The sequence below is a fragment of the Acidovorax sp. genome (assembly GCF_034519795.1).
In the GTDB taxonomy this organism is placed as follows: Bacteria; Pseudomonadota; Gammaproteobacteria; order Burkholderiales; family Burkholderiaceae_C; genus Acidovorax.
Genome location: NZ_JAXHOB010000014.1, coordinates 426,147 through 444,298, shown reverse-complemented (window position 1 = coordinate 444,298; position 18,152 = coordinate 426,147). Strand labels below are relative to the sequence as shown.

At 68.6% G+C, this 18,152-nt stretch carries 14 protein-coding genes and 1 pseudogene; 7 read left to right on the top strand and 8 right to left on the bottom strand.

The window, feature by feature from the left end; translation table 11 throughout:
- Positions 1-3 precede the first annotated feature (3 nt).
- Positions 4-1,497 carry a fumarate hydratase gene (locus tag U5N23_RS18860; RefSeq protein ID WP_322594270.1) on the top strand — a complete coding sequence of 498 codons (1,494 nt, stop codon included), beginning with the start codon at positions 4-6 and terminating at the stop codon, positions 1,495-1,497.
- 126 nt (positions 1,498-1,623) lie between these two features.
- Here the strand turns inward: U5N23_RS18860 and U5N23_RS18855 are convergent.
- The 6 genes and pseudogenes from U5N23_RS18855 to U5N23_RS18830 form a co-directional block, all read right to left on the bottom strand.
- Positions 1,624-3,373: pseudogene (locus U5N23_RS18855) on the bottom strand (tannase/feruloyl esterase family alpha/beta hydrolase).
- A 132-nt stretch (positions 3,374-3,505) separates the two neighbouring features.
- Positions 3,506-5,242, bottom strand: a complete 1,737-nt coding sequence (locus U5N23_RS18850) for an acyl-CoA dehydrogenase family protein (protein WP_322594269.1) — start codon at positions 5,240-5,242, stop codon at positions 3,506-3,508.
- A gap of 157 nt (positions 5,243-5,399) precedes the next feature.
- The gene (locus tag U5N23_RS18845) at positions 5,400-6,392 is read right to left on the bottom strand and encodes a Bug family tripartite tricarboxylate transporter substrate binding protein (protein ID WP_322594268.1); all 993 of its coding nucleotides are present in this window, start codon (positions 6,390-6,392) and stop codon (positions 5,400-5,402) included.
- A 50-nt stretch (positions 6,393-6,442) separates the two neighbouring features.
- A complete protein-coding gene (locus U5N23_RS18840; RefSeq protein ID WP_322594267.1) occupies positions 6,443-7,228 on the bottom strand; it encodes an SDR family NAD(P)-dependent oxidoreductase in 786 nt (261 codons plus the stop codon).
- A gap of 24 nt (positions 7,229-7,252) precedes the next feature.
- Entirely contained in the window at positions 7,253-9,130 is a 1,878-nt protein-coding gene (locus U5N23_RS18835; protein ID WP_322594266.1) for a feruloyl-CoA synthase, read from the bottom strand.
- A gap of 33 nt (positions 9,131-9,163) precedes the next feature.
- The gene (locus U5N23_RS18830; protein ID WP_322594265.1) at positions 9,164-9,946 is read right to left on the bottom strand and encodes a crotonase/enoyl-CoA hydratase family protein; all 783 of its coding nucleotides are present in this window, start codon (positions 9,944-9,946) and stop codon (positions 9,164-9,166) included.
- A gap of 158 nt (positions 9,947-10,104) precedes the next feature.
- Between U5N23_RS18830 and U5N23_RS18825 the strand changes: the two genes are divergently transcribed.
- On the top strand, positions 10,105-10,998 hold the full coding sequence (locus U5N23_RS18825; RefSeq protein WP_322594264.1) for an amidohydrolase family protein: 894 nt from the start codon (positions 10,105-10,107) through the stop codon (positions 10,996-10,998).
- Between the two features lie 24 nt (positions 10,999-11,022).
- Here the strand turns inward: U5N23_RS18825 and U5N23_RS18820 are convergent, their stop codons facing one another.
- Complete coding sequence (locus U5N23_RS18820; protein WP_322594263.1) at positions 11,023-11,496, bottom strand: MarR family winged helix-turn-helix transcriptional regulator; 474 nt, start codon at positions 11,494-11,496, stop codon at positions 11,023-11,025.
- A 44-nt stretch (positions 11,497-11,540) separates the two neighbouring features.
- Positions 11,541-13,076, bottom strand: a complete 1,536-nt coding sequence (locus U5N23_RS18815; protein ID WP_322594262.1) for a YifB family Mg chelatase-like AAA ATPase — start codon at positions 13,074-13,076, stop codon at positions 11,541-11,543.
- 215 nt (positions 13,077-13,291) lie between these two features.
- Between U5N23_RS18815 and U5N23_RS18810 the strand changes: the two genes are divergently transcribed.
- The 5 genes from U5N23_RS18810 to U5N23_RS18790 all read left to right on the top strand — a co-directional run bounded on the left by U5N23_RS18810 (position 13,292) and on the right by U5N23_RS18790 (position 18,132).
- The gene (locus U5N23_RS18810; protein WP_322594261.1) at positions 13,292-14,002 is read left to right on the top strand and encodes a TorF family putative porin; all 711 of its coding nucleotides are present in this window, start codon (positions 13,292-13,294) and stop codon (positions 14,000-14,002) included.
- A 44-nt stretch (positions 14,003-14,046) separates the two neighbouring features.
- Complete coding sequence (glnK, locus tag U5N23_RS18805; RefSeq protein WP_007851823.1) at positions 14,047-14,385, top strand: P-II family nitrogen regulator; 339 nt, start codon at positions 14,047-14,049, stop codon at positions 14,383-14,385.
- A 36-nt stretch (positions 14,386-14,421) separates the two neighbouring features.
- On the top strand, positions 14,422-15,957 hold the full coding sequence (gene amt, locus U5N23_RS18800) for an ammonium transporter (protein WP_322594260.1): 1,536 nt from the start codon (positions 14,422-14,424) through the stop codon (positions 15,955-15,957).
- Between the two features lie 254 nt (positions 15,958-16,211).
- A complete protein-coding gene (gene glcE, locus U5N23_RS18795; protein ID WP_322594259.1) occupies positions 16,212-17,336 on the top strand; it encodes a glycolate oxidase subunit GlcE in 1,125 nt (374 codons plus the stop codon).
- Between the two features lie 10 nt (positions 17,337-17,346).
- Positions 17,347-18,132, top strand: coding sequence for a YoaK family protein (locus tag U5N23_RS18790; RefSeq protein ID WP_322594258.1), 786 nt, complete (start codon positions 17,347-17,349; stop codon positions 18,130-18,132).
- Positions 18,133-18,152 lie beyond the last annotated feature (20 nt).

Below are 18,152 nucleotides of genomic sequence, written 5' to 3'. Positions count from 1 at the left end.
CCCATGACCCGCATCGCGCAGGAAGACCTGGCCACCAGCATCGCCCAGGCGCTGCAGTTCATCAGCCACCGGCATCCGCCCGACTTCGTGCGTGCGCTGCGGCGCGCCCATGCGGCCGAAACCCATGCCCCGGCGCGCGCCGCCATGGGCCAACTGCTGGTCAACAGCCGCATGGCGGCCCTGGGCCGCCGCCCCCTGTGCCAGGACACGGGCGTGGCCCAGGTGTTCCTGCGCATCGGCGCCGGCGTGGCCTTCGTGCGCCACGACGGCGGGCCGCTGCGCAGCCTGCAGGCCGTGGTGGACGAAGCAGTGCGCACGGCCTATGGCGACCCCGCCAACCCGCTGCGCGCCACCATGGTGGCCGACCCACTGGGCGCGCGCACCAACACGCGCGACAACACCCCCGCCATCGTGCACTGCGAACTGGTGGAAGGCGATGCGCTGGAGCTGCTGGTGGTGGCCAAGGGCGGCGGCGGTGACGTGAAGGCGCGCTTCGCCACGCTGAACCCCAGCGACAGCGTGGCCGACTGGGTGCTGGCCCAACTGCCGGGCATGGGCGCTGGCTGGTGCCCGCCCGGCGTGCTGGGCATCGGCATCGGCGGCAGCCCCGAGCAGGCCGTGCTGCTGGCCAAGCTGTCGCTGTTCGATGCGATCGACATCGACGAACTGCAGGCGCGCGGCGCAGCAACGGCCGAGGAGGCGCTGCGATTGGACTTGCATGCGCGCAGCAATGCGCTGGGCATCGGCGCCCAGGGGCTCGGGGGCTTGTCGGCCGTGCTCGACGTGAAGGTGCGCAGCGCCCCCTGCCATGCGGCCACGATTCCTGTGGCGCTGATCCCCAACTGCGCCGCCACGCGCTACCTGCGCCTCACGCTCGACGGCTCGGGGCCGGCGCCGTTGCCGGACCTGTCGCTCGATGCTTGGGAGGGCATTCCCGACCACTTCACGGTGGACGACGCGGTGCGCGTGGACCTCGACACGCTGGACCGTGCCGAGGTCGGCCGTTGGAAGGTGGGCCAGACCCTGCTGCTCACAGGCACCTTGCTCACCGCGCGCGACGCGGCGCACAAGCGCCTCGTGGACCTGCTGCAGCGCGGCGAGCCGCTGCCGGTGGACCTGCGCGGGCGCACCATCTACTACGTGGGCCCGGTGGACGCCGTGGCGAGCGAGGCCGTGGGCCCGGCCGGCCCGACCACCGCCACGCGCATGGACCGCTTCGTGGAGCCGCTGCTGGCGCAGACCGGGCTGCTGGCCATGGTCGGCAAGGCCGAGCGCGGGCCCGAGGCCATCGCCTCCATCCGCCGCCATGGCGGGGCCTACCTCGCGGCGACCGGGGGCGCTGCCTACCTGCTGTCGCGCTCCATCCGCAAGGCGCGGGTGCTGGCCTTTGCCGACCTGGGCATGGAGGCCATCCATGAGTTCGAGGTGGTGGACTTCCCGGTGACCGTGGCGGTGGACGCGCAGGGCCGCACCATCCACCGCTTCATGCAGGCATGAGATGAACACCCCGACCCCGCAGGCGTGAAGCGACTCCAGGGGCTACCTCCTCTCCTGCGGATTGGCCTTCCAACGTCTCACGTCTTCGGCTCCCCGCCTGGTTGTCTGATGGAGTGCCCATCCGCGTCACTTGCAGCTGAAGCTGCTCGCGCTCTCCACATCGCCCGTGCCGTTGTAGCGCGCCACCTTGGGGTAAGCGCACAGGGGGCGGGTGCGTTTGGCCGACCAGCTGGCGGGCAGCTCGGCATTGACCACGTTGGCACCGGCCCCACGGGCCTGGGCCAGCACGGTGTCGGGCGCCTGGCCCTGTTCCACCCACTGCACTAGTGGCGCCAGCATGTCGAACTGGTCGGTGGCGGGGCCGCCCGAGCAATGGTTCATGCCGGGCACCAGGTACAGGCGCGCAAAGCCCGCGGCGTCGCCCTGGTGGCGGGCCTGCAGCCGGTCCATCCAGTTCGCGGTGTCCACGGGCGAGAACACGCCGTCGGCCACGCCGTGGTAGACCATCATCTTGGCGCCTCGGTTCCTGAGCGGGCCCAGGTCGGATGGGTTGGGCGGTGTCATGTACGACCAGGCCGATTCGGTGTAGGGCGGCGTGGTGGCGAACATCTTCGGGTAGTCCGTCTCCATGCTGAAGTTCAGCGCGTACTGCAGACCCGTGGTGTCCTTGAAGGCCGCCTGCGTGGAGGGCGGCGAGGTGAACAGGAAGGCCACGGCACCCGCGTCGCGGTTGGGCGGCGCATTGAAATGCCAGAACGCGAAGTTGCTGCCCGCAACGCCCGGGTCGAACCAGGTGCCGGTGTACAACGCTTCGCCCTTGCCATTGCGGGGCCCGGCGAAGACCCGGGCGAGCACCGCTTTGCGTTCGGGTGCCAGGCAGGTGCCGTCGCGCGTACCGGCGCCCGTGCAACTGGGCACGTCGGCCTGCAGGTCGAACGTGGCCTGGCAGGCCGCCCCGTCGTTCACCTGCTGGTCCATCGGTCACGCCGTCGAGCGCATCGCAGCTTGGCCAGCACGCGCGTTGCCGACGAGCTTGAACTCGGCCGGTGTGATGGCCAGTGGCCAGGTCGGGCTGCTGGTTCGTGCCGGGCGTGGAGATCCTGGCGTACTGTTGGGCCTTCCACAGCTGCGCCGTGGCCGCCTTGGGCAGGTTGAAGCCGGGGTTGCCCACGAGAAAGCCGTCGTACTGGTCCGCATAGCGCGAGGCCGCCACCATGGTGTGGCGCCCGCCGTTGGAGCAGCCGCCAATGTAGGAGCGGTCGGGTGCCTTGCCATAGGCGGTCTGGATGGCGCTCTTGGCCATGGGCGTGAGCTTGGCCACGGCCTGGTAGCCGTAGTCCAGGCGCGCCTGCGGGTCGATGCCGAAGTTCGGTCCCATGGCCGCCTCGTGGCCGGCGTCCGAGCTGATCACGGCAAATCCCATGTTCAAGGCGTTGTTCAGTCCGGCGCCACCGTTGACACCGCCCGTGGCGGGCACCACGCTGCCGTCGATGCCGCCGTTGGCCTGGTAGAAGAAGCGGCCGTTCCAGGCATTGGGCAGGCGCATCTCGAAGCCGATCGCATAGTTCTTGCCGTCCACGGGGCCCACGCGCTGGAACATCTTGCCCGTGACCTGGCAGTGCGCCCGCACGGGAGTGCCAGCCACCATCAACGTGCCGACCGCAATGGGGCTGGCCGCCGTGATGGTGGTGTTGGGAAAGTTCAGGCGCCCGGCCAGTTCGGCGCAGGACTGCAGGGTGCCCGGCGTGGCGGCCGACAGTTGCGGCAGGCCCGGATCGGATCCCCCTCCGCAGCCGATCAGCAGCGCTGCCGGCAAGGCGGCCAGTGCCAGGGGGTGGGGAATGCGCATGGTGGTTCTTCCTCTCATGGTGTTCATGGTGTTGTCTCCTGTTGTTTTCTGAGGCGCAGGTAAGCCCCCAGCGCGGCCTCGAAACGCTGTGGACGGGGAAAGGGATCGGGTGGGCCCGTGGTGTGCTGCCGATGCCTCGGCTGCGCCACGGGTGGCCTGTCAGGCAGCAGTGGCCATGGCAGGGGCTGTTCGGGGATGAACGTCGGCAGCGGCGGTGGACAGGCGCTGGCGGATGATGGCCAGGCGCAGGTCGAATTCGGGCAGCACCCAGGTCGTGAATGCCTGAGCGGGGTCGGTCCAGCGCGGGCCCTGGCTGGCGGCACGGATGCGGGCCCAGGCCCATTCCAGCAGCACCAGGGCCACGGCCCGCAGATAGTCGTCGGCCACCCAGTAGGGCAGCTCGGGGTCGGTGGTGGCTGCGGCGGCCAGGGCGCGCGTGGTGTCGGCCAGGGCATTGCGCCGGGTGTTGCCGGCCTCGTCGAAGGGCACGTCGGCGCGCAGCGAGGCCAGCAGCGCACACAGGCCCTGGCCGCCGTCGGCCAGCACCTTGCGCACCAGCAGGTCGATGGCCTGGATTTCGTTGGTGCCCTCGTAGATCATGGCCACGCGCGCGTCGCGCACGATCTGCTCCATGCCCCATTCGCGCACATAGCCATGGCCGCCGAGCACCTGCAGGCAGGCGCTGGCGCCGTGGAAGGCCTGGTCGGTCAGCGCGGCCTTGAGCACGGGCGTGACCAGCGCGCACCAGCGCTGGGCCACGGCGCGCTCGGTCGCGTCGGGGTGGTGGCGCGCCACGTCGAGCTGCAGGGCCGTGTGGTAAGCCAGCACGCGCCCGCCGTCGATCCAGGCGCGCTGCGTCTGCAGGATGCGGCGCATGGCGGGGTGTTCAGCAATCGGATCGGGGCCCGGCGATGCGGTGGTGCCCATGGGCCTGGGCGCGCGCATCTGCCGGCGCTCCAGTGCGTAGGCGCTGGCCTTCTGCCAGGCGGCTTCCAACAGCCCCAGCCCCTGCAGGCCCACATGCAGGCGCGCGGCGTTCATCATCACGAACATCGCGGCCAGGCCCTTGTGGGGCTCGCCCAACAGCCAGCCGTTGGCGTCGTCGAAACGCATCACGCAGGTGGGGCTGCCGTGCAGGCCCATTTTCTCCTCGATGCGCTCGCACACCACGGCATTGCGCTCGCCGCCCGGCAGCCGCTTGGGCACAAGGAACAGCGACAGCCCCTTGGGGCCGGCCGGTGCATCGGGCAGGCGCGCCAGCACCAGGTGCACGATGTTGTCGGTCAGGTCGTGCTCACCGCCCGAAATGAAGATCTTGCTGCCGCTGACGCGCACGCTGCCGTCGGCCTGCGGCACGCCGCGCGTGCGCGCCAGGCCCAGGTCGCTGCCCGCATGGGCCTCGGTCAGGCACATCGTGGCCAACCACTCGCCACGGGCGATCTTCGGCAGGTACTGCGCCTTCAAGGCATCGCTGCCATGGTGGCGCAGGCATTCATACGCGCCGTGCAGCAGGCCGGGTGCCATGGTCCAGCCATGGTTGGCACCGGCCAGCCATTCGAACAGCACGCCTTCGAGCACCGCGGGCAGGCCCTGGCCACCGTCTTCGGGGGCGCAGGCCAGCGAAGGCCAGCCCGCCTGCCAGAAGGCCTGGTAGGCCGCGCGAAAGCCGGAGGGCGTGGTGACGCTGCCGGCCTCGAAGTGGCAGCCCTCTTCGTCGCCCGTGCGCTGCAGCGGGGCAATGGCGCTGTCGACGAACTTGGCGGCCTCTTCCAGCACCTGCGCCGCCAGCCCGCCATCGGTGTCGGCAAACGGCGCCAGCGCCTGCCACTGCGAAGGCGCCTGGAGCACTTCGGTCAGCAGGTGCTGGATATCGGCCAGGGTCTGGTGTGCTTGCATGCTGATCGTGCGTCCTTGTCCATCGTTAACCCATGGCCTTCGCAACTGGCGCGGCCAAAGGCCAGCACCACCGTGGAACCGGCTGTGCCGGGCCACCGGAGGCGTCCCCCTCAGGGGGAAGGCGCGCCAGCGCCTCAGGGGGTGAGCCAATCCAGAGTCAAGACTCTGAAGTGAACCCGATCTGTTTGACCAGCGGGCCCCAGCGCTCGAACTCGGCCTTCTGGTCGGCCAGCATCTCCTGCTGTGTGCTGCCGTGGGCCACCAGGCCAACGGTGCCCAGAGCGTCGATCACGGTCTTGTCCTTGAGCACGCCGGTGATGGCAGCATTGGCATTGGCCAGCGTGGCGGGGGGTGTCTTGGCCGGAGCATAGAAGCCGAACCATTCCTCGGACGTCACGTCGGGGTAGCCCAGTTCGATGAAGGTGGGCACATCGGGCAGGTAGGGCGAGCGCTTCTTGCCCGAGGTGGCCAGCACGCGCACGCGGCCGGTCTTCATGTACTGCAGGTAGTCGCCGCTGGGGTTCATGGCGGCAGCGATCTGGCCGCCCACCAGGTCGGTGATGCTGGGCACGGTGCCACGGTAGGGCACGTGCTTGAGCTCCACTGCCGCACGGATGCCCAGCAGCGCGCCCAGCAGGTGGGGCATGGAGCCCGCGCCGGGCGAGCCGTAGCTGGCCTTGTCCGGGTTCGCCTTGGCCCAGGCCAGGAAGTCCTTGAGCGTCTTCACCTCGGCCGGCACGGCCGGGCCCACGGCCAGGCCGTGGTGCATGATCGCGCCGATGGAGACGGGCACCACGTCATCGGGCTTGTAGCTGAGCTTGGGATAGATGTGCGGGTACACCGACAGGGCCGATACCGGTGCCAGGGTGAGCACCGAGCCATCGGCGGGGGAGTTCTTCAGCGTTTCCACCGCAATGCGGCCACCGGCGCCGGGCTTGTTCTCGACGAAACCCGGGTTCTTGCTGTAGGCCGTGCCGCCGAGCTTTTCGGCCACGCGGCGGGCCACGCTGTCGCCCGCGCTGCCGGCCGGAAAGCCGTACATGATCTTGACCTGGTCCAGCGCCTGCGCGAAGGAAGACAGGGGATAGAGCGCTGCGAGGGCAGCGGCGCTGCCAAGGGTGTGAACAAAGTGGCGTCGTGTCGTCGTCATGGTTGTCTCCGGTATAGGTATGGTGGGTTGACGGGGCGGGGGAACTGGGGCTATCGGGGTGCCATGCGCAGGGCACCGTCGAGCCGGATCACCTCCCCGTTGAGGTGTCCGTTGGTCACGATGTGGGCCGCCAGCTCGGCAAACTCCTCGGGCTTGCCCAGGCGCGGGGGGAAGGGGATGCTTGCGGCCAGTGACTGCTGCACGGCCTCGGGCAGCTCCTTCATGAGTGGCGTGGCGAACAGGCCCGGGGCCACGGTGCACACGCGGATGCCGTGCTGCGCCAGGTCGCGCGCCATGGGCAGCGTCATGCCCACCAGGCCGCCCTTGGAGGCGCTGTAGGCCTGCTGGCCTACCTGGCCGTCGAAGGCCGCCACCGAGGCGGTGAACATCATCACGCCGCGCTCGCCGTTGTCGAGCGGCGCCAGCTTGGCACAGGCGGCTGCGAACAGCCGGCTGATGTTGTAGCTGCCGATGAGGTTGATGCCCACCACGCGCGCAAAGTCTTCGAGCGGCGCTGCGCTGCCGTCGCGCTGCACCACGCGCTTGGCGCTGCCGATGCCGGCCACGTTCATGAGGATGCGGGCCGGGCCCAGGGCCGCCTCGGCCTGGGCCAAGGCGGCGACCACGCTCTCGGTCTGCGTGATGTCGCAGGTGCAGGCCACGGCCGTGCCGGCGCCATGCTGTGCGTTGATGCCCTCGGCCACCTGGGTGGCGAGGGCGGTGTTCACGTCGAGCACTGCGACCTTGGCGCCCAGGCGGGCCAGTTCGCGTGCGGTGGCCTCGCCCAGGCCCGATGCGGCGCCGGTGACGAGGGCGGTCTGTCCTTGGATCTGCATGGATGGCTCCTTGGGTAGTGGGTGTCAGGCGGCAGGCACGATGGTGCCTGGGGCCTCCCCGTCGTGCAGGGCCTGCACCAGCGCATCACGGTGCTTGAGCACGGCGCGCTGGTTGATGGAGCCCTTGTCGGTGATCTCGCCCTTGTCGAGCGAGGGCGGCTCGGCCATCAGCAGCGCCCGCGCCACACGGCTGGCACTGCCGGTGGATTCGCGCGCCAGGTGGTCGATGACTGCCTGGATGCGCTGGCGCACGCCGGTGCTGGCGATCACCTCGGCCCAGGGGGCGTCTGCTGGCAGGCCACTGACCTCGCGGCAGGCGGGCGAGAGGAACAGCAACGCGCCCACTTCCTTCCTGTTCAGGCCGGTGAGCACCGCGTCCTGGATGTAGGGCGCACCGGCCACGACGATCTTGGCGCGCATCGGGCCCACGCTCACGAAGGTGCCGGTGGAGAGCTTGAAGTCTTCGGCGATGCGGCCATCGAAGCGCAGGCCGCGGTGGATGTCGTTGTCGTCGATCCACAGCACCGCGTCGCCGGTGCACAGATAGCCTTCCTCGTCGAAGGCCTCGCGCGTGGCGGCGTCCGAGCGCCAGTAGCCGGGTGTCACGTTGGGGCCGCGGTAGCGCACCTCGGTCTTGCCGTCCACGTCCACCAGCTTCAGCGTCATTCCCGGCACGGGCGCGCCGATGTGGCCGGAGCGCACGTCGGGGCTGTTGCAGAACATGGCCGAGGGGGCCGACTCGGTCATCCCCAGGCCTGTGGACATGACGATGCGCTCGCCGAGCTCGGCCTCCTGCGTGGCGTGCAGGCTGTCCCAGATGGGTTGGGCCAGGCCGGCGCCCGAGTAGAAGAACATGCGCACCCGCGACAGCAAGGTGCGGCGCAGCACGGCGTCGGTCTTCATCGCCTCGGCGATCATCTCGAAGCCGGTGGGCACGTTGAAGTACACCGTGGGGGCGATCTCGCGCAGGTTGCGCAGGGTCTCGCCGATCAGCGCCGCCGTGGGTTTGCCATCGTCGATGTAGAGCGTGCCACCGTGCTGCAGCGTGAGCCCGAAGTTGTGGTTGCTGCCGAAGGTGTGGTTCCACGGCAGCCAGTCCACCAGGATGGGCGGGGCTTCGGCCAGCACCGGCAGCGACAGGGTGATCTGCTGCAGGTTGGCGCACCACATGCGCTGGGTGTTGATCACCGGCTTGGGCATCTTGGTGGAGCCGCTGGTGAACAGGAACTTCACGATGGTGCCAGGGCCCGTGGCAAGCATGGCCGCGTCCACCGCGGGTGTGGCCACGGTATTGCGCAGGCTCTGGAAGGTGCTGGCCTTGCGGCCGGCGATGGCGCCCTGGGCGAGCACCACTTCCACGTCTGCCGCCACGGTGGCCCCGATGGCCCGGCCAAAGCGCGCGCCATCGGCCGCAAACACCAGGCCCGGCGTCAGCGTGTCCAGCACGTGGCGCAGCTTGTCGTAGTCCTGGCTCACGGTGGCGTAGGCCGGCGACACGGGACAGTAAGGCACACCCGCATACATGCAGCCCAGCGCCATCAGCGCGTGCTCCAGGCTGTTCTCGCTGAGCACCACCACGGGGCGCTCGGCGTTCAGCCCCCGGTCCAGCAGCGCCTGGCCGATGCTGCGCGCGGCGTCCAGCGCCTGCGCGTAGGTGACATGCTGCCAGTCGCCTGTGCTGCCATCGGCCTGCTGCACCCGGCGCGCGAGAAAGCTGCGCTCGGGCTCCGCCTCGGCCCAGTGCACCAGGTAGTCCGTCACCCGGCGGGCGTAGGCGCCCAGGGGCAGATCGGCCTGCAGGTAGCGCACGCCGGGTGCGCCTTCGCGCAGGTTGACGCGGGTGACGCCAAAGGGTACCGGCCGGTAGCGCGGCGGCGCGAGGGGGGTGGAGAGATCGCTCATGGGTGGATGTCCGGCGGTGGGGGAATGCGGGGCTCAGTCTTTGCGCACCTTGGCGGCGCGGCCTTCCAGGAAGTCCGCCAGGCGCGACTTGGCCTCGGGTGCGCTCTGGGCGATCGCGGCCATCATGGCTTCGGTGAAGAAGCCCTGGTCGGCCGGCTGCTCGGCAATGCGCGGCAGGGCGTGCATCAGCGCGTAGTTGGTCAGCGGCGCGTTCTGCGCCACGCGCTTGGCAAGTTCCAGCGCCTTGTCGAAGGCCTGGCCCTCGGGCACCAGGTACTGGGCAAAGCCGACCTTCTCGCCATCCTGCGCGTTGTAGACGCGGCCGGTGAGCATCATGTCGGTCATGCGCGCCGCGCCGATCAGCTTGGGGATGCGCACCGCGCCGCCGCCGCCCACGAAGATGCCGCGCGAGCCCTCGGGCAGCGCGTAGAACGTGGATTCATCGGCCACGCGGATGTGGCAGGCGCTGGCCAGCTCCAGCCCGCCGCCGACCACTGCACCGTGCAGCGCGGCGATCACGGGCACGGGGCCGTACTGCACGCGCTCTAGCGCCGCGTGCCACATGCGCGAGTGGTACAGGCCCTGGCCTGCGTCGCGCTCCTTGAGTTCGGACAGGTCGAGCCCGGCGCAGAAGTGCGGGCCTTCGCCGTCGATCACCGCGGCGCGCACGCTCGCGGGCATTCTTTCGAACAGGTCGCGCAGGGCCAGGATCAGGCCGTCGTTCAGCGCATTGCGCTTGGCGCTGCGCGTGAGGCGGATCACGGCAACTTCCTGCTCGTCGCCGGCAAGCTCGAAATGGATGTCTGGATGGGTCATGGTGGCTTTCTAGATAGGTGAATTGTGGTTATAGTTCATAACCAATTCAAGCAAGCCAGACCGGTTTTTCATCAGTAGTTACCCTTGATCCACCTGCTGTGCGGTGGTGCATGCTGAAGGGCGGTGCCATGAAAGCCCGGTCACCATAGGAGACAGATATGGACCACGAGAACCTGATTGCCATCGACATCCACACGCACGCCGAAGTGAGCTGCTGGAACCCGTTCGACAACTACGGCGAGGAGTACGACCGCGCCGCCGACAAATACTTCAAGAATGGCCGCCGGCCCACCATCGCCGAGACGGTGGCCTACTACCGCGAGCAGAAGATCGGCCTGGTGATGTTCACCGTGGACGCCGAGTCCAAGATGGGCCGCCGGCGCATCCCCAACGAAGAGATCGCCGAGGCCGCCAAGGCCAACAGCGACATGATGATGGCCTTTGCCAGCATCGACCCGCACAAGGGCAAGATGGGTGCGCGCGAGGCGCGGCGCCTCATCGAGGAGCATGGCGTCAAGGGCTTCAAGTTCCACCCCACGGTGCAGGGCTACCACCCTTACGACCAGATGGCCTGGCCGATCTACGAGGTGATCGCCGAGTACGGCATGCCGGCCATCTTCCACACCGGCCACAGCGGCATCGGCAGCGGCATGCGCTGCGGCGGTGGCCTGCGCCTGGAGTACAGCAACCCCATGCACCTGGACGATGTGGCCATCGACTTCCCGGACATGCAGATCGTCATGGCGCACCCGAGCTTCCCCTGGCAGGACGAGGCGCTCTCGGTCGCCACGCACAAGCCCAACGTCTGGATCGACCTGTCGGGCTGGAGCCCCAAGTACTTCCCCAAGCAACTGGTGCAGTACGCCAACACCCTGCTCAAGGACCGCATCCTGTTCGGCAGCGACTACCCGCTGATCACGCCCGAGCGCTGGATGAAGGATTTTCAGGAGGCCGGCTTCAAGCCCGAGGTGATGCCCGGCATCCTCAAGGGCAATGCGGTGCGCCTGCTGGGGCTGGACAAGGCCGCGAAGGCCACGCCTGCGGGCGCCTGAGCACAGCGGGTCGGTGCGGGCCCGTCAGTCGTAGACTTTTTGCAAGAGGCGGATCAGCGTCTTGCGCTCGGTGGCGGTCAGACGCGCGGTGGCATCGACTTCCAGCTGGGCCGCAGTCTGCTCGGCCTGCCCGCACAGGTCCTCGCCAGCGGCCGTCAAATGCAGGCCCATGGCGCGCCCGTCGCTCGGGTGTGGGCGGCGCTCGATCAGGCCGCGCCGGTCCAGCGCCGCGATCAGGCCCACCAGGTTGGGCGGCAGCACGCCCAGCGTGGCGCACAGCTGGCGCGAGGTGATGCCGGGGTTGTGCGCCACCAGCGAGAGCACCGAGAAATCCACCACCTTGAGCCCATAGACCGCCATGCGCTCCATGAACACCTCGATGATGGACAGCGAGGCCCGGCGCGCGTTGTAGCCCACGAGGGTGCGCAGGTAGCTGTTGTCGACCACTTCGGTGGTGGCGGGAGTTGTGGGGAGGATCTTGGTGGATGCGCTGGCCATGAGATGCTTGCTGCTGGGTTTGGCGGGAACTATAGCCGGGCCGCTCAGGTGGGCGCACGCAGCACGCGGCGGTACTGCACTGCCTCGGCCACATGGCCCACGGCGGTGGCCTCGGCACCGGCCAGGTCGGCGATGGTGCGCGCCACCTTGAGCGCGCGGTGCGTGCTGCGCGCCGACCAGCCCAGGCGCGCTGCTGCGGTATTGAGGAACTTGGCGGCCGCATCGTCGAGGTGCAGGTGCTCGTCGATCTCCTGGCCCTGCAGCGCCTGGTTGGTCCTGCCCTGGCGTGCCAGGGCCCGTGCCCGCGCCTGCACCACGCGCTCGCGGATGGCGGCGCTGGACTCCCCGGGCGCTGCCTTGAGCAGTTGCTCCGAAGGCACGGCGGGCACCTCGACATGCAGGTCGATGCGGTCCAGCAGCGGCCCGCTGAGCTTGCCCTGGTAGCGCGCGATCTGGTCGGGTGTGCAACGGCAGGCGCGCTGGGTGGAGCCGAGAAAGCCGCAGGGGCAGGGGTTCATGGCCGCGATCATCTGGAAGCGGGCCGGGAATTCGGCACGTTGCGCGGCGCGGGAGATGGTGATGTGGCCGGTTTCCAGGGGTTCGCGCAGTGCCTCCAGCGCAGCCCTGGTGAACTCGGGAAATTCGTCAAGGAAGAGCACGCCATGGTGCGCCAGCGAGATCTCGCCCGGCCGTGGCGGCGAACCTCCCCCTACCAGCGCCACGGCACTGGCCGTGTGATGGGGTTGCCCCGTGGGACGCAGTCCCCAGCGTTCGGGGCTGAAGCGGCCGGCCAGGCTGGAGATGGCGGCGCTCTCCAGTGCCTCCTGCACCGTCATGGGCGGCAGCAGTCCGGCAAAGCGCTGTGCAAGCATGGACTTGCCCGAGCCGGGCGGGCCGGCCATGAGGGCGCTGTGGCCGCCGGCCGCAGCGATCTCCAGCGCGCGCTTGGCCACGGCCTGGCCCTTCACGTCTGCCATGTCGGGGCCTTGCAGCCCTGTGACCATGGGCGTGGGCTGCAGGCGCACAAAGCCGCCGTCGTCCCCTTCGGGTGCGGGCGCGCCCGGCGGCAGAAAGGCGCGCACCACATCCAGCAGGTGGCGCGCGCGCACGACCTGGGCATCGGGCACCAGGGCGGCTTCCTCGGCGCTGCCGGGCGGCAGCACCAGTTGCGTGCTGATGTGCTGGGTCTGCAGCGCCAGGCTGGTGGCCAATGCACCGCGCACCGGGCGCAGCTCACCCGAGAGCGAGAGCTCGCCTGCGAACTCGTGGCCCGCCAGGCGGGCGCCGTCGATCTGCCCGGTCGCAGCGAGGATGCCCAGGGCAATGGGCAGATCGAACCGACCCGAATCCTTGGGCAGGTCGGCAGGGGCAAGATTGACCGTGATGCGTTTGTTGTGGGGGAACTCCAGCCCGGCGTTCTGCAGCGCCGAGCGTACGCGCTCGCGGGCCTCCTTGACCTCCACCTCGGCCAGGCCCACCAGGGTGAAGCTGGGCAGGCCATTGGCCAGGTGCACTTCAACGGTGACGGCCGGTGCCTGCAGCCCCAGAAGGGCGCGACTTTGCACCAAAGCAAGACTCATGGTCGACTTTCTCCCCAGATGGGTGCGTTTTATGGCGGACCGGCGTGAACTGTTTCACGCTCGCACCACCGTGGTGCGCCTGCAAAGTCCCCTCAACCCTCACTTTAATAGGGAATCCCCATCTGCCCTGCCCGCAGCGGCCACGGCCCGTTGGTGACGCGTGGCACGGTCCATGCTTAAAGCGCTTGTCCCTACTTTGTCCAACCGGAGGAAACATGAACCGCGCAACCGTCAAATTCCTGGGCGTCGCCCTTGTCGCAACCCTGCCCCTGCTGGCCAGCGCCCAACTGACTGGCAACGTCAGCCTGACCACCAACTACAAGTTCCGTGGCCAGGACCAGGATACCTCCAAGGTCAAGGCCGTGAAGCCCGCCATCCAGGGCGGTTTTGACTACGCTTTCGGCGAGTCGGGCTTCTACGTGGGCAACTGGAACTCCAGCGTCGACTGGCTGTCGGGCAACTCCATCGAGTCCGACATCTACGGCGGTTACAAGTTCAAGGCCGGTGGCGCCGACCTGGACGTGGGCCTGCTGACCTACATCTACCCTGGCAACAGCGCCGGCAACACCACCGAAGCCTATGGCGCTGCCACCTTCGGTCCCGTGACGGCCAAGTACTCGCACACGCTGTCCAAGGACTACTTCGCCTACGCAGGTTCTGGCTTCAAGGGCCGCAACACGGGCTACTTCAGCCTGGCATTCGCCCAGGAAGTGATGCCCAAGGTCACGCTCAAGGCCTCCGTGGGCTACACGCGTTTCGGTGGCGACATCACGGCCCCCAACTACATGGACTACAGCCTGGGCGGCGCCTATGACTTCGGCTCGGGCCTGTCGCTCGGTGCCGCTGTGGTGGGTGCCAACAAGAAGGAATTCTTTGGCCCCGTCAACAAGTCGCGCTTGATCGTCGCGCTGACCAAAACCCTGTAAATCTTTCAGGGGCGCATGGTGCGCCCCTTCCGGAGGAACCAAAAATGAAAATGGTGACAGCCATCATCAAACCCTTCAAGCTCGACGAGGTGCGTGAAGCCCTCTCGGACATCGGGGTCCAGGGGATCACGGTGACCGAAGTCAAGGGCTTCGGACGCCAGAAGGGCCATACGGAGTTGTACCGTGGCGCGGAGTACGTGGTCGACTTTCTGCCCAAGGTCAAGATCGAAGCCGCTGTGGCGGACGAACTGGTGGACCGGGTGATCGAAGCCATCGAAGCCGCTGCGCGCACCGGCAAGATCGGCGACGGCAAGATCTTCGTGACGCACCTCGAGCAGGTGGTGCGCATCCGCACCGGCGAAACCGGCAAGGAAGCCCTCTAAAGGGTACGCCGCATCACACACAAGAGAAAAAAAGCCATGAAAAAATTGCTTGCTTCCTTCATCCTGGGGTTGAGCCTGCTGTCGGTCGGTGGACTGTCGCTGGCCCAGGCACCTGCCACTGCCGAGCCTGCGGCATCCGCGCCGGCGGCCGCTGCACCTGCTGCGGCACCCGCCGCCCCTGCGGCGGCTCCCGCCCCGGTCGCTGCGGCCGAGGCCGCTCCCGCTGCTGCCGCCCCCGTGCCCAACAAGGGCGACACCGCCTGGATGATGACTTCCACCATCCTCGTGATCCTGATGGTCCTGCCTGGCCTGGCACTGTTCTACGGTGGCCTGGTGCGCAGCAAGAACATGCTGTCCGTGCTGATGCAGGTCATGGTCACGTTCTCGATGATCGTGGTGCTATGGTTCATCTACGGCTACAGCCTGGCGTTCACCGAAGGCGGCGCCTTCATCGGTGGTTTTGATCGTCTGTTCATGAAGGGCATCTGGGACAACGCAGCCGGCACCTTCGCGAATGCTGCGACCTTCAGCAAGGGCGTGGTGATTCCGGAAGTGGTGTTCGCCGCCTTCCAGGCCACCTTTGCCGGCATCACCTGTGCCCTGATCGTCGGTGCCTTCGCCGAGCGCATCAAGTTCGGTGCCGTCATGCTGTTCATGGTCCTGTGGTTCACGTTCAGCTACCTGCCGATCGCCCACATGGTGTGGTTCTGGATGGGTCCCGACGCCTACGCTTCCAAGGAAGTGGCCGATGCGATGACCGGCAAGGCCGGCCAGATCTGGCAATGGGGCGCGCTGGACTTCGCCGGCGGCACCGTGGTGCACATCAACGCCGCTGTGGCGGGCCTGGTGGGTGCCTTCATGGTGGGCAAGCGCGTGGGTTACGGCAAGGAAGCCATGGCGCCTCACAGCCTGACGCTGACCATGGTTGGTGCCTCGCTGCTGTGGGTGGGCTGGTTCGGCTTCAATGCCGGCTCCGCGCTCGAAGCCAACGGCTTTGCGGCACTGGCCTTCATCAACACCCTGGTGGCCACGTCTGCCGCGGTGCTGGCCTGGTGCATCGGCGAAGCGCTGGCACGCGGCAAGGCATCCATGCTGGGTGCTGCCTCGGGTGCGGTCGCCGGTCTGGTGGCCATCACGCCTGCCGCGGGCAACGTCGGCATCGGCGGCGCACTGGTCATCGGTCTCGTGGGCGGCTTTGCCTGCCTGTGGGGTGTGAACGGACTCAAGCGCATGCTGGGTGCTGACGACTCGCTGGACGTGTTCGGCGTGCATGGCATCGGCGGTATCGTCGGTGCCCTGCTGACCGGCGTGTTCAACGCACCTTCTCTGGGCGGCCCCGGCTACGTGGCCGACTGGGTGACGGCAACCATGGTGACGTCTGCGGACTACTCCATCGTCGCCCAGGTGTGGACGCAGACGAAGGCCGTGCTGCTGACCATCGTGTGGTCGGGTGTCGTGTCCTTCATCGCCTACAAGATCGTCGATCTGACGGTGGGCCTGCGTGTCTCGGAAGAAGCCGAACGCGAAGGTCTGGACATCACATCGCACGGCGAAACGGCCTACAGCCGCTGAGCCGCGATCCCCAGGGCTGCGGTGTCTGGTGGTGCCGCAGCCCGTCCTGGTTCCTGTTTTTCTGCGAGAGTCTCCTCGGAATCCTCCTCGGATCCCTTTGCCCGCCGTCTGGCGGGCTTCTTTTTGACCAACCCGCCTTCCGGCGGGTTTTTCATTGGAGGTGCCGGGATGGGCCTCCCCACCGCAGGCCTCACGCCGGCCGTTCAAAAAATTCACGCCAGCGCCAGCGGCCCGGACAGGGTGCAGCCGCTACGATGCAAGGCATGGATTTCGCCCTTGCCCAAATCACCGAACGCGTGCGCGTCGCCGCGGCCGACCAGACCCCCTTGCGCATCCGCGGTGGGGGCAGCAAGGACTTCCATGGCCTGGCCTTGCATGGCGAGGTGCTCGACACCCGGGTGCTCCACGGCATCGTCGATTACGAGCCGAGCGAACTGGTGGTCACCGTGCGTGCCGGCACGCCACTGGCCGAGTTGGAGGCCGCTCTGGCCGCGCAGGGGCAATGCCTGCCGTTCGAACCCCCGCACTTCGGTGCGCAGCCACAGGCCACCACGGTCGGCGGCATGGTGGCGGCAGGCCTGTCAGGCCCGGCGCGTGCCAGCGTGGGCGCCGTGCGCGACTACCTGCTGGGCGTGGTGCTGCTCAACGGCCGGGCCGAGCGGCTCACCTTCGGCGGCCAGGTCATGAAGAACGTGGCGGGTTATGACGTGTCGCGCCTCATGGCCGGCTCCTGGGGTACGCTGGGCCTGCTCACCGAAGTCAGCCTCAAGGTGCTGCCCGTGGCGCCCGGCGAGGCCACGCTGGGCTTCGAATGCAGCCAGGCCGATGCCTTGCGCCGCCTGCATGCCTGGGGCGGCCAGCCCCTGCCACTCAACGCCAGCCGTTGGGCGGGCGATGCCCACACGGGGACGCTGCAGGTGCGCCTGCGCGGCGCCGTGGCCGCGGTGGAGGCAGCCTGCCGCACCATGGGTGGCGAGCGCCTGGATGCTGCCGCTGCGAACGCCGGGTGGAGCGCCTGCCGTGATCAGTCCCTGCCCTGGTTTGCGGCGCGCGCCCCTGACCACGCCTTGTGGCGTCTGTCCCTTCCCGCGACGGCGCCTGCCATGGCCTTGCCCGGTGGCGCGCAGCCACTGGTCGAGTGGCATGGCGCGCTGCGCTGGGTGCAGGCGCCCGAATCCGCAGGCGATGCCTTGCGCGAGGCGGCGCGGGCGGCGGGCGGCAGCGCGGCGATGTTCCGGGCGCCTGCGGCGCGCGAACCGGGCGGGGTCGGCCACGCGGCCCTGCCTTCGCGCGCGCTGGAGCAGATCCATGCGCGCCTCAAGCACAGCTTCGACCCGGCAGGCATCTTCAACCCCGGGCGCATGGCCCTGGGCTGGTAGGCAGCCTCGCATGCGCCGCCTGCGCCACCTCATGGGCCACCGCCGCACGGTGGCCAGCAACCGCGCGCTGGGCTTGCTGCTGGCCTTCAACGCGGGGGCGGTCAACGCTGGCGGCTTCCTGGTGGTGCATTTGTACACCTCGCACATGACGGGGTTCGTCTCCATGCTGGCCGACAACCTCGTACTGGGCAACACAGCGCTGGTGCTCGGCGCGCTGGGGGCCCTGCTGGCCTTCACCAGCGGTGCGGCGGCAACCGCCGTGCTCGTCAATTGGGGGCGCCAGAGACACCTGCACAGCAGCTATGCATTGCCCTTGCTGGTCGTTGCGGCACTGATGCTGGTGTTCGGCCTGGTGGGCGCCATCACGCTGCACTGGCGCACGCCATTCGCCGTGCCGGCCACCGTGCTGCTGCTGTCCTTCATCATGGGGCTGCAGAACGCGACCGTGACCAAGATGTCCGCGTCCCAGATCCGCACCACCCACATGACAGGCGTGGTCACCGACCTGGGGATCGAGCTCGGGAAGATGCTCTACTGGAACCGCACCGGCACCCCGCCAGAGGCCCTGGTGCGCGCCAACCAGGCGCGACTGCGCCTGTTCGCGGGGCTGCTGGGCATGTTCCTCGTGGGGGGCGTGGCAGGTGCCACCGGATTCAAGCATGTGGGCTTCGTGTTCGTGGTTCCCCTGGCGCTGCTGCTGCTGGTGCTGTCGCTGCCGCCGCTGTGGGCCGACCGTGCCCGCCTGCGCCACCCGCTGCACAGGCCGACGCCAGCGGCTCCGCCGGCCGGGCCCTAGAGAAGAAACAACTGTCCAGG

Bases quoted from the DNA above. Each gene is read 5' to 3' on its own strand.
- U5N23_RS18850 (WP_322594269.1), bottom strand. From the start codon at position 5,242: ATGCAAGCACACCAGACCCTGGCCGATATCCAGCACCTGCTGACCGAA.
- U5N23_RS18815 (WP_322594262.1), bottom strand. From the start codon at position 13,076: ATGAGTCTTGCTTTGGTGCAAAGTCGCGCCCTTCTGGGGCTGCAGGCA.
- U5N23_RS18810 (WP_322594261.1), top strand. From the start codon at position 13,292: ATGAACCGCGCAACCGTCAAATTCCTGGGCGTCGCCCTTGTCGCAACC.
- U5N23_RS18830 (WP_322594265.1), bottom strand. From the start codon at position 9,946: ATGACCCATCCAGACATCCATTTCGAGCTTGCCGGCGACGAGCAGGAA.
- U5N23_RS18790 (WP_322594258.1), top strand. From the start codon at position 17,347: ATGCGCCGCCTGCGCCACCTCATGGGCCACCGCCGCACGGTGGCCAGC.
- U5N23_RS18820 (WP_322594263.1), bottom strand. From the start codon at position 11,496: ATGGCCAGCGCATCCACCAAGATCCTCCCCACAACTCCCGCCACCACC.
- glcE (WP_322594259.1), top strand. From the start codon at position 16,212: ATGCAAGGCATGGATTTCGCCCTTGCCCAAATCACCGAACGCGTGCGC.
- U5N23_RS18860 (WP_322594270.1), top strand. From the start codon at position 4: ATGACCCGCATCGCGCAGGAAGACCTGGCCACCAGCATCGCCCAGGCG.
- U5N23_RS18845 (WP_322594268.1), bottom strand. From the start codon at position 6,392: ATGACGACGACACGACGCCACTTTGTTCACACCCTTGGCAGCGCCGCT.
- amt (WP_322594260.1), top strand. From the start codon at position 14,422: ATGAAAAAATTGCTTGCTTCCTTCATCCTGGGGTTGAGCCTGCTGTCG.
- glnK (WP_007851823.1), top strand. From the start codon at position 14,047: ATGAAAATGGTGACAGCCATCATCAAACCCTTCAAGCTCGACGAGGTG.
- U5N23_RS18840 (WP_322594267.1), bottom strand. From the start codon at position 7,228: ATGCAGATCCAAGGACAGACCGCCCTCGTCACCGGCGCCGCATCGGGC.
- U5N23_RS18825 (WP_322594264.1), top strand. From the start codon at position 10,105: ATGGACCACGAGAACCTGATTGCCATCGACATCCACACGCACGCCGAA.
- U5N23_RS18835 (WP_322594266.1), bottom strand. From the start codon at position 9,130: ATGAGCGATCTCTCCACCCCCCTCGCGCCGCCGCGCTACCGGCCGGTA.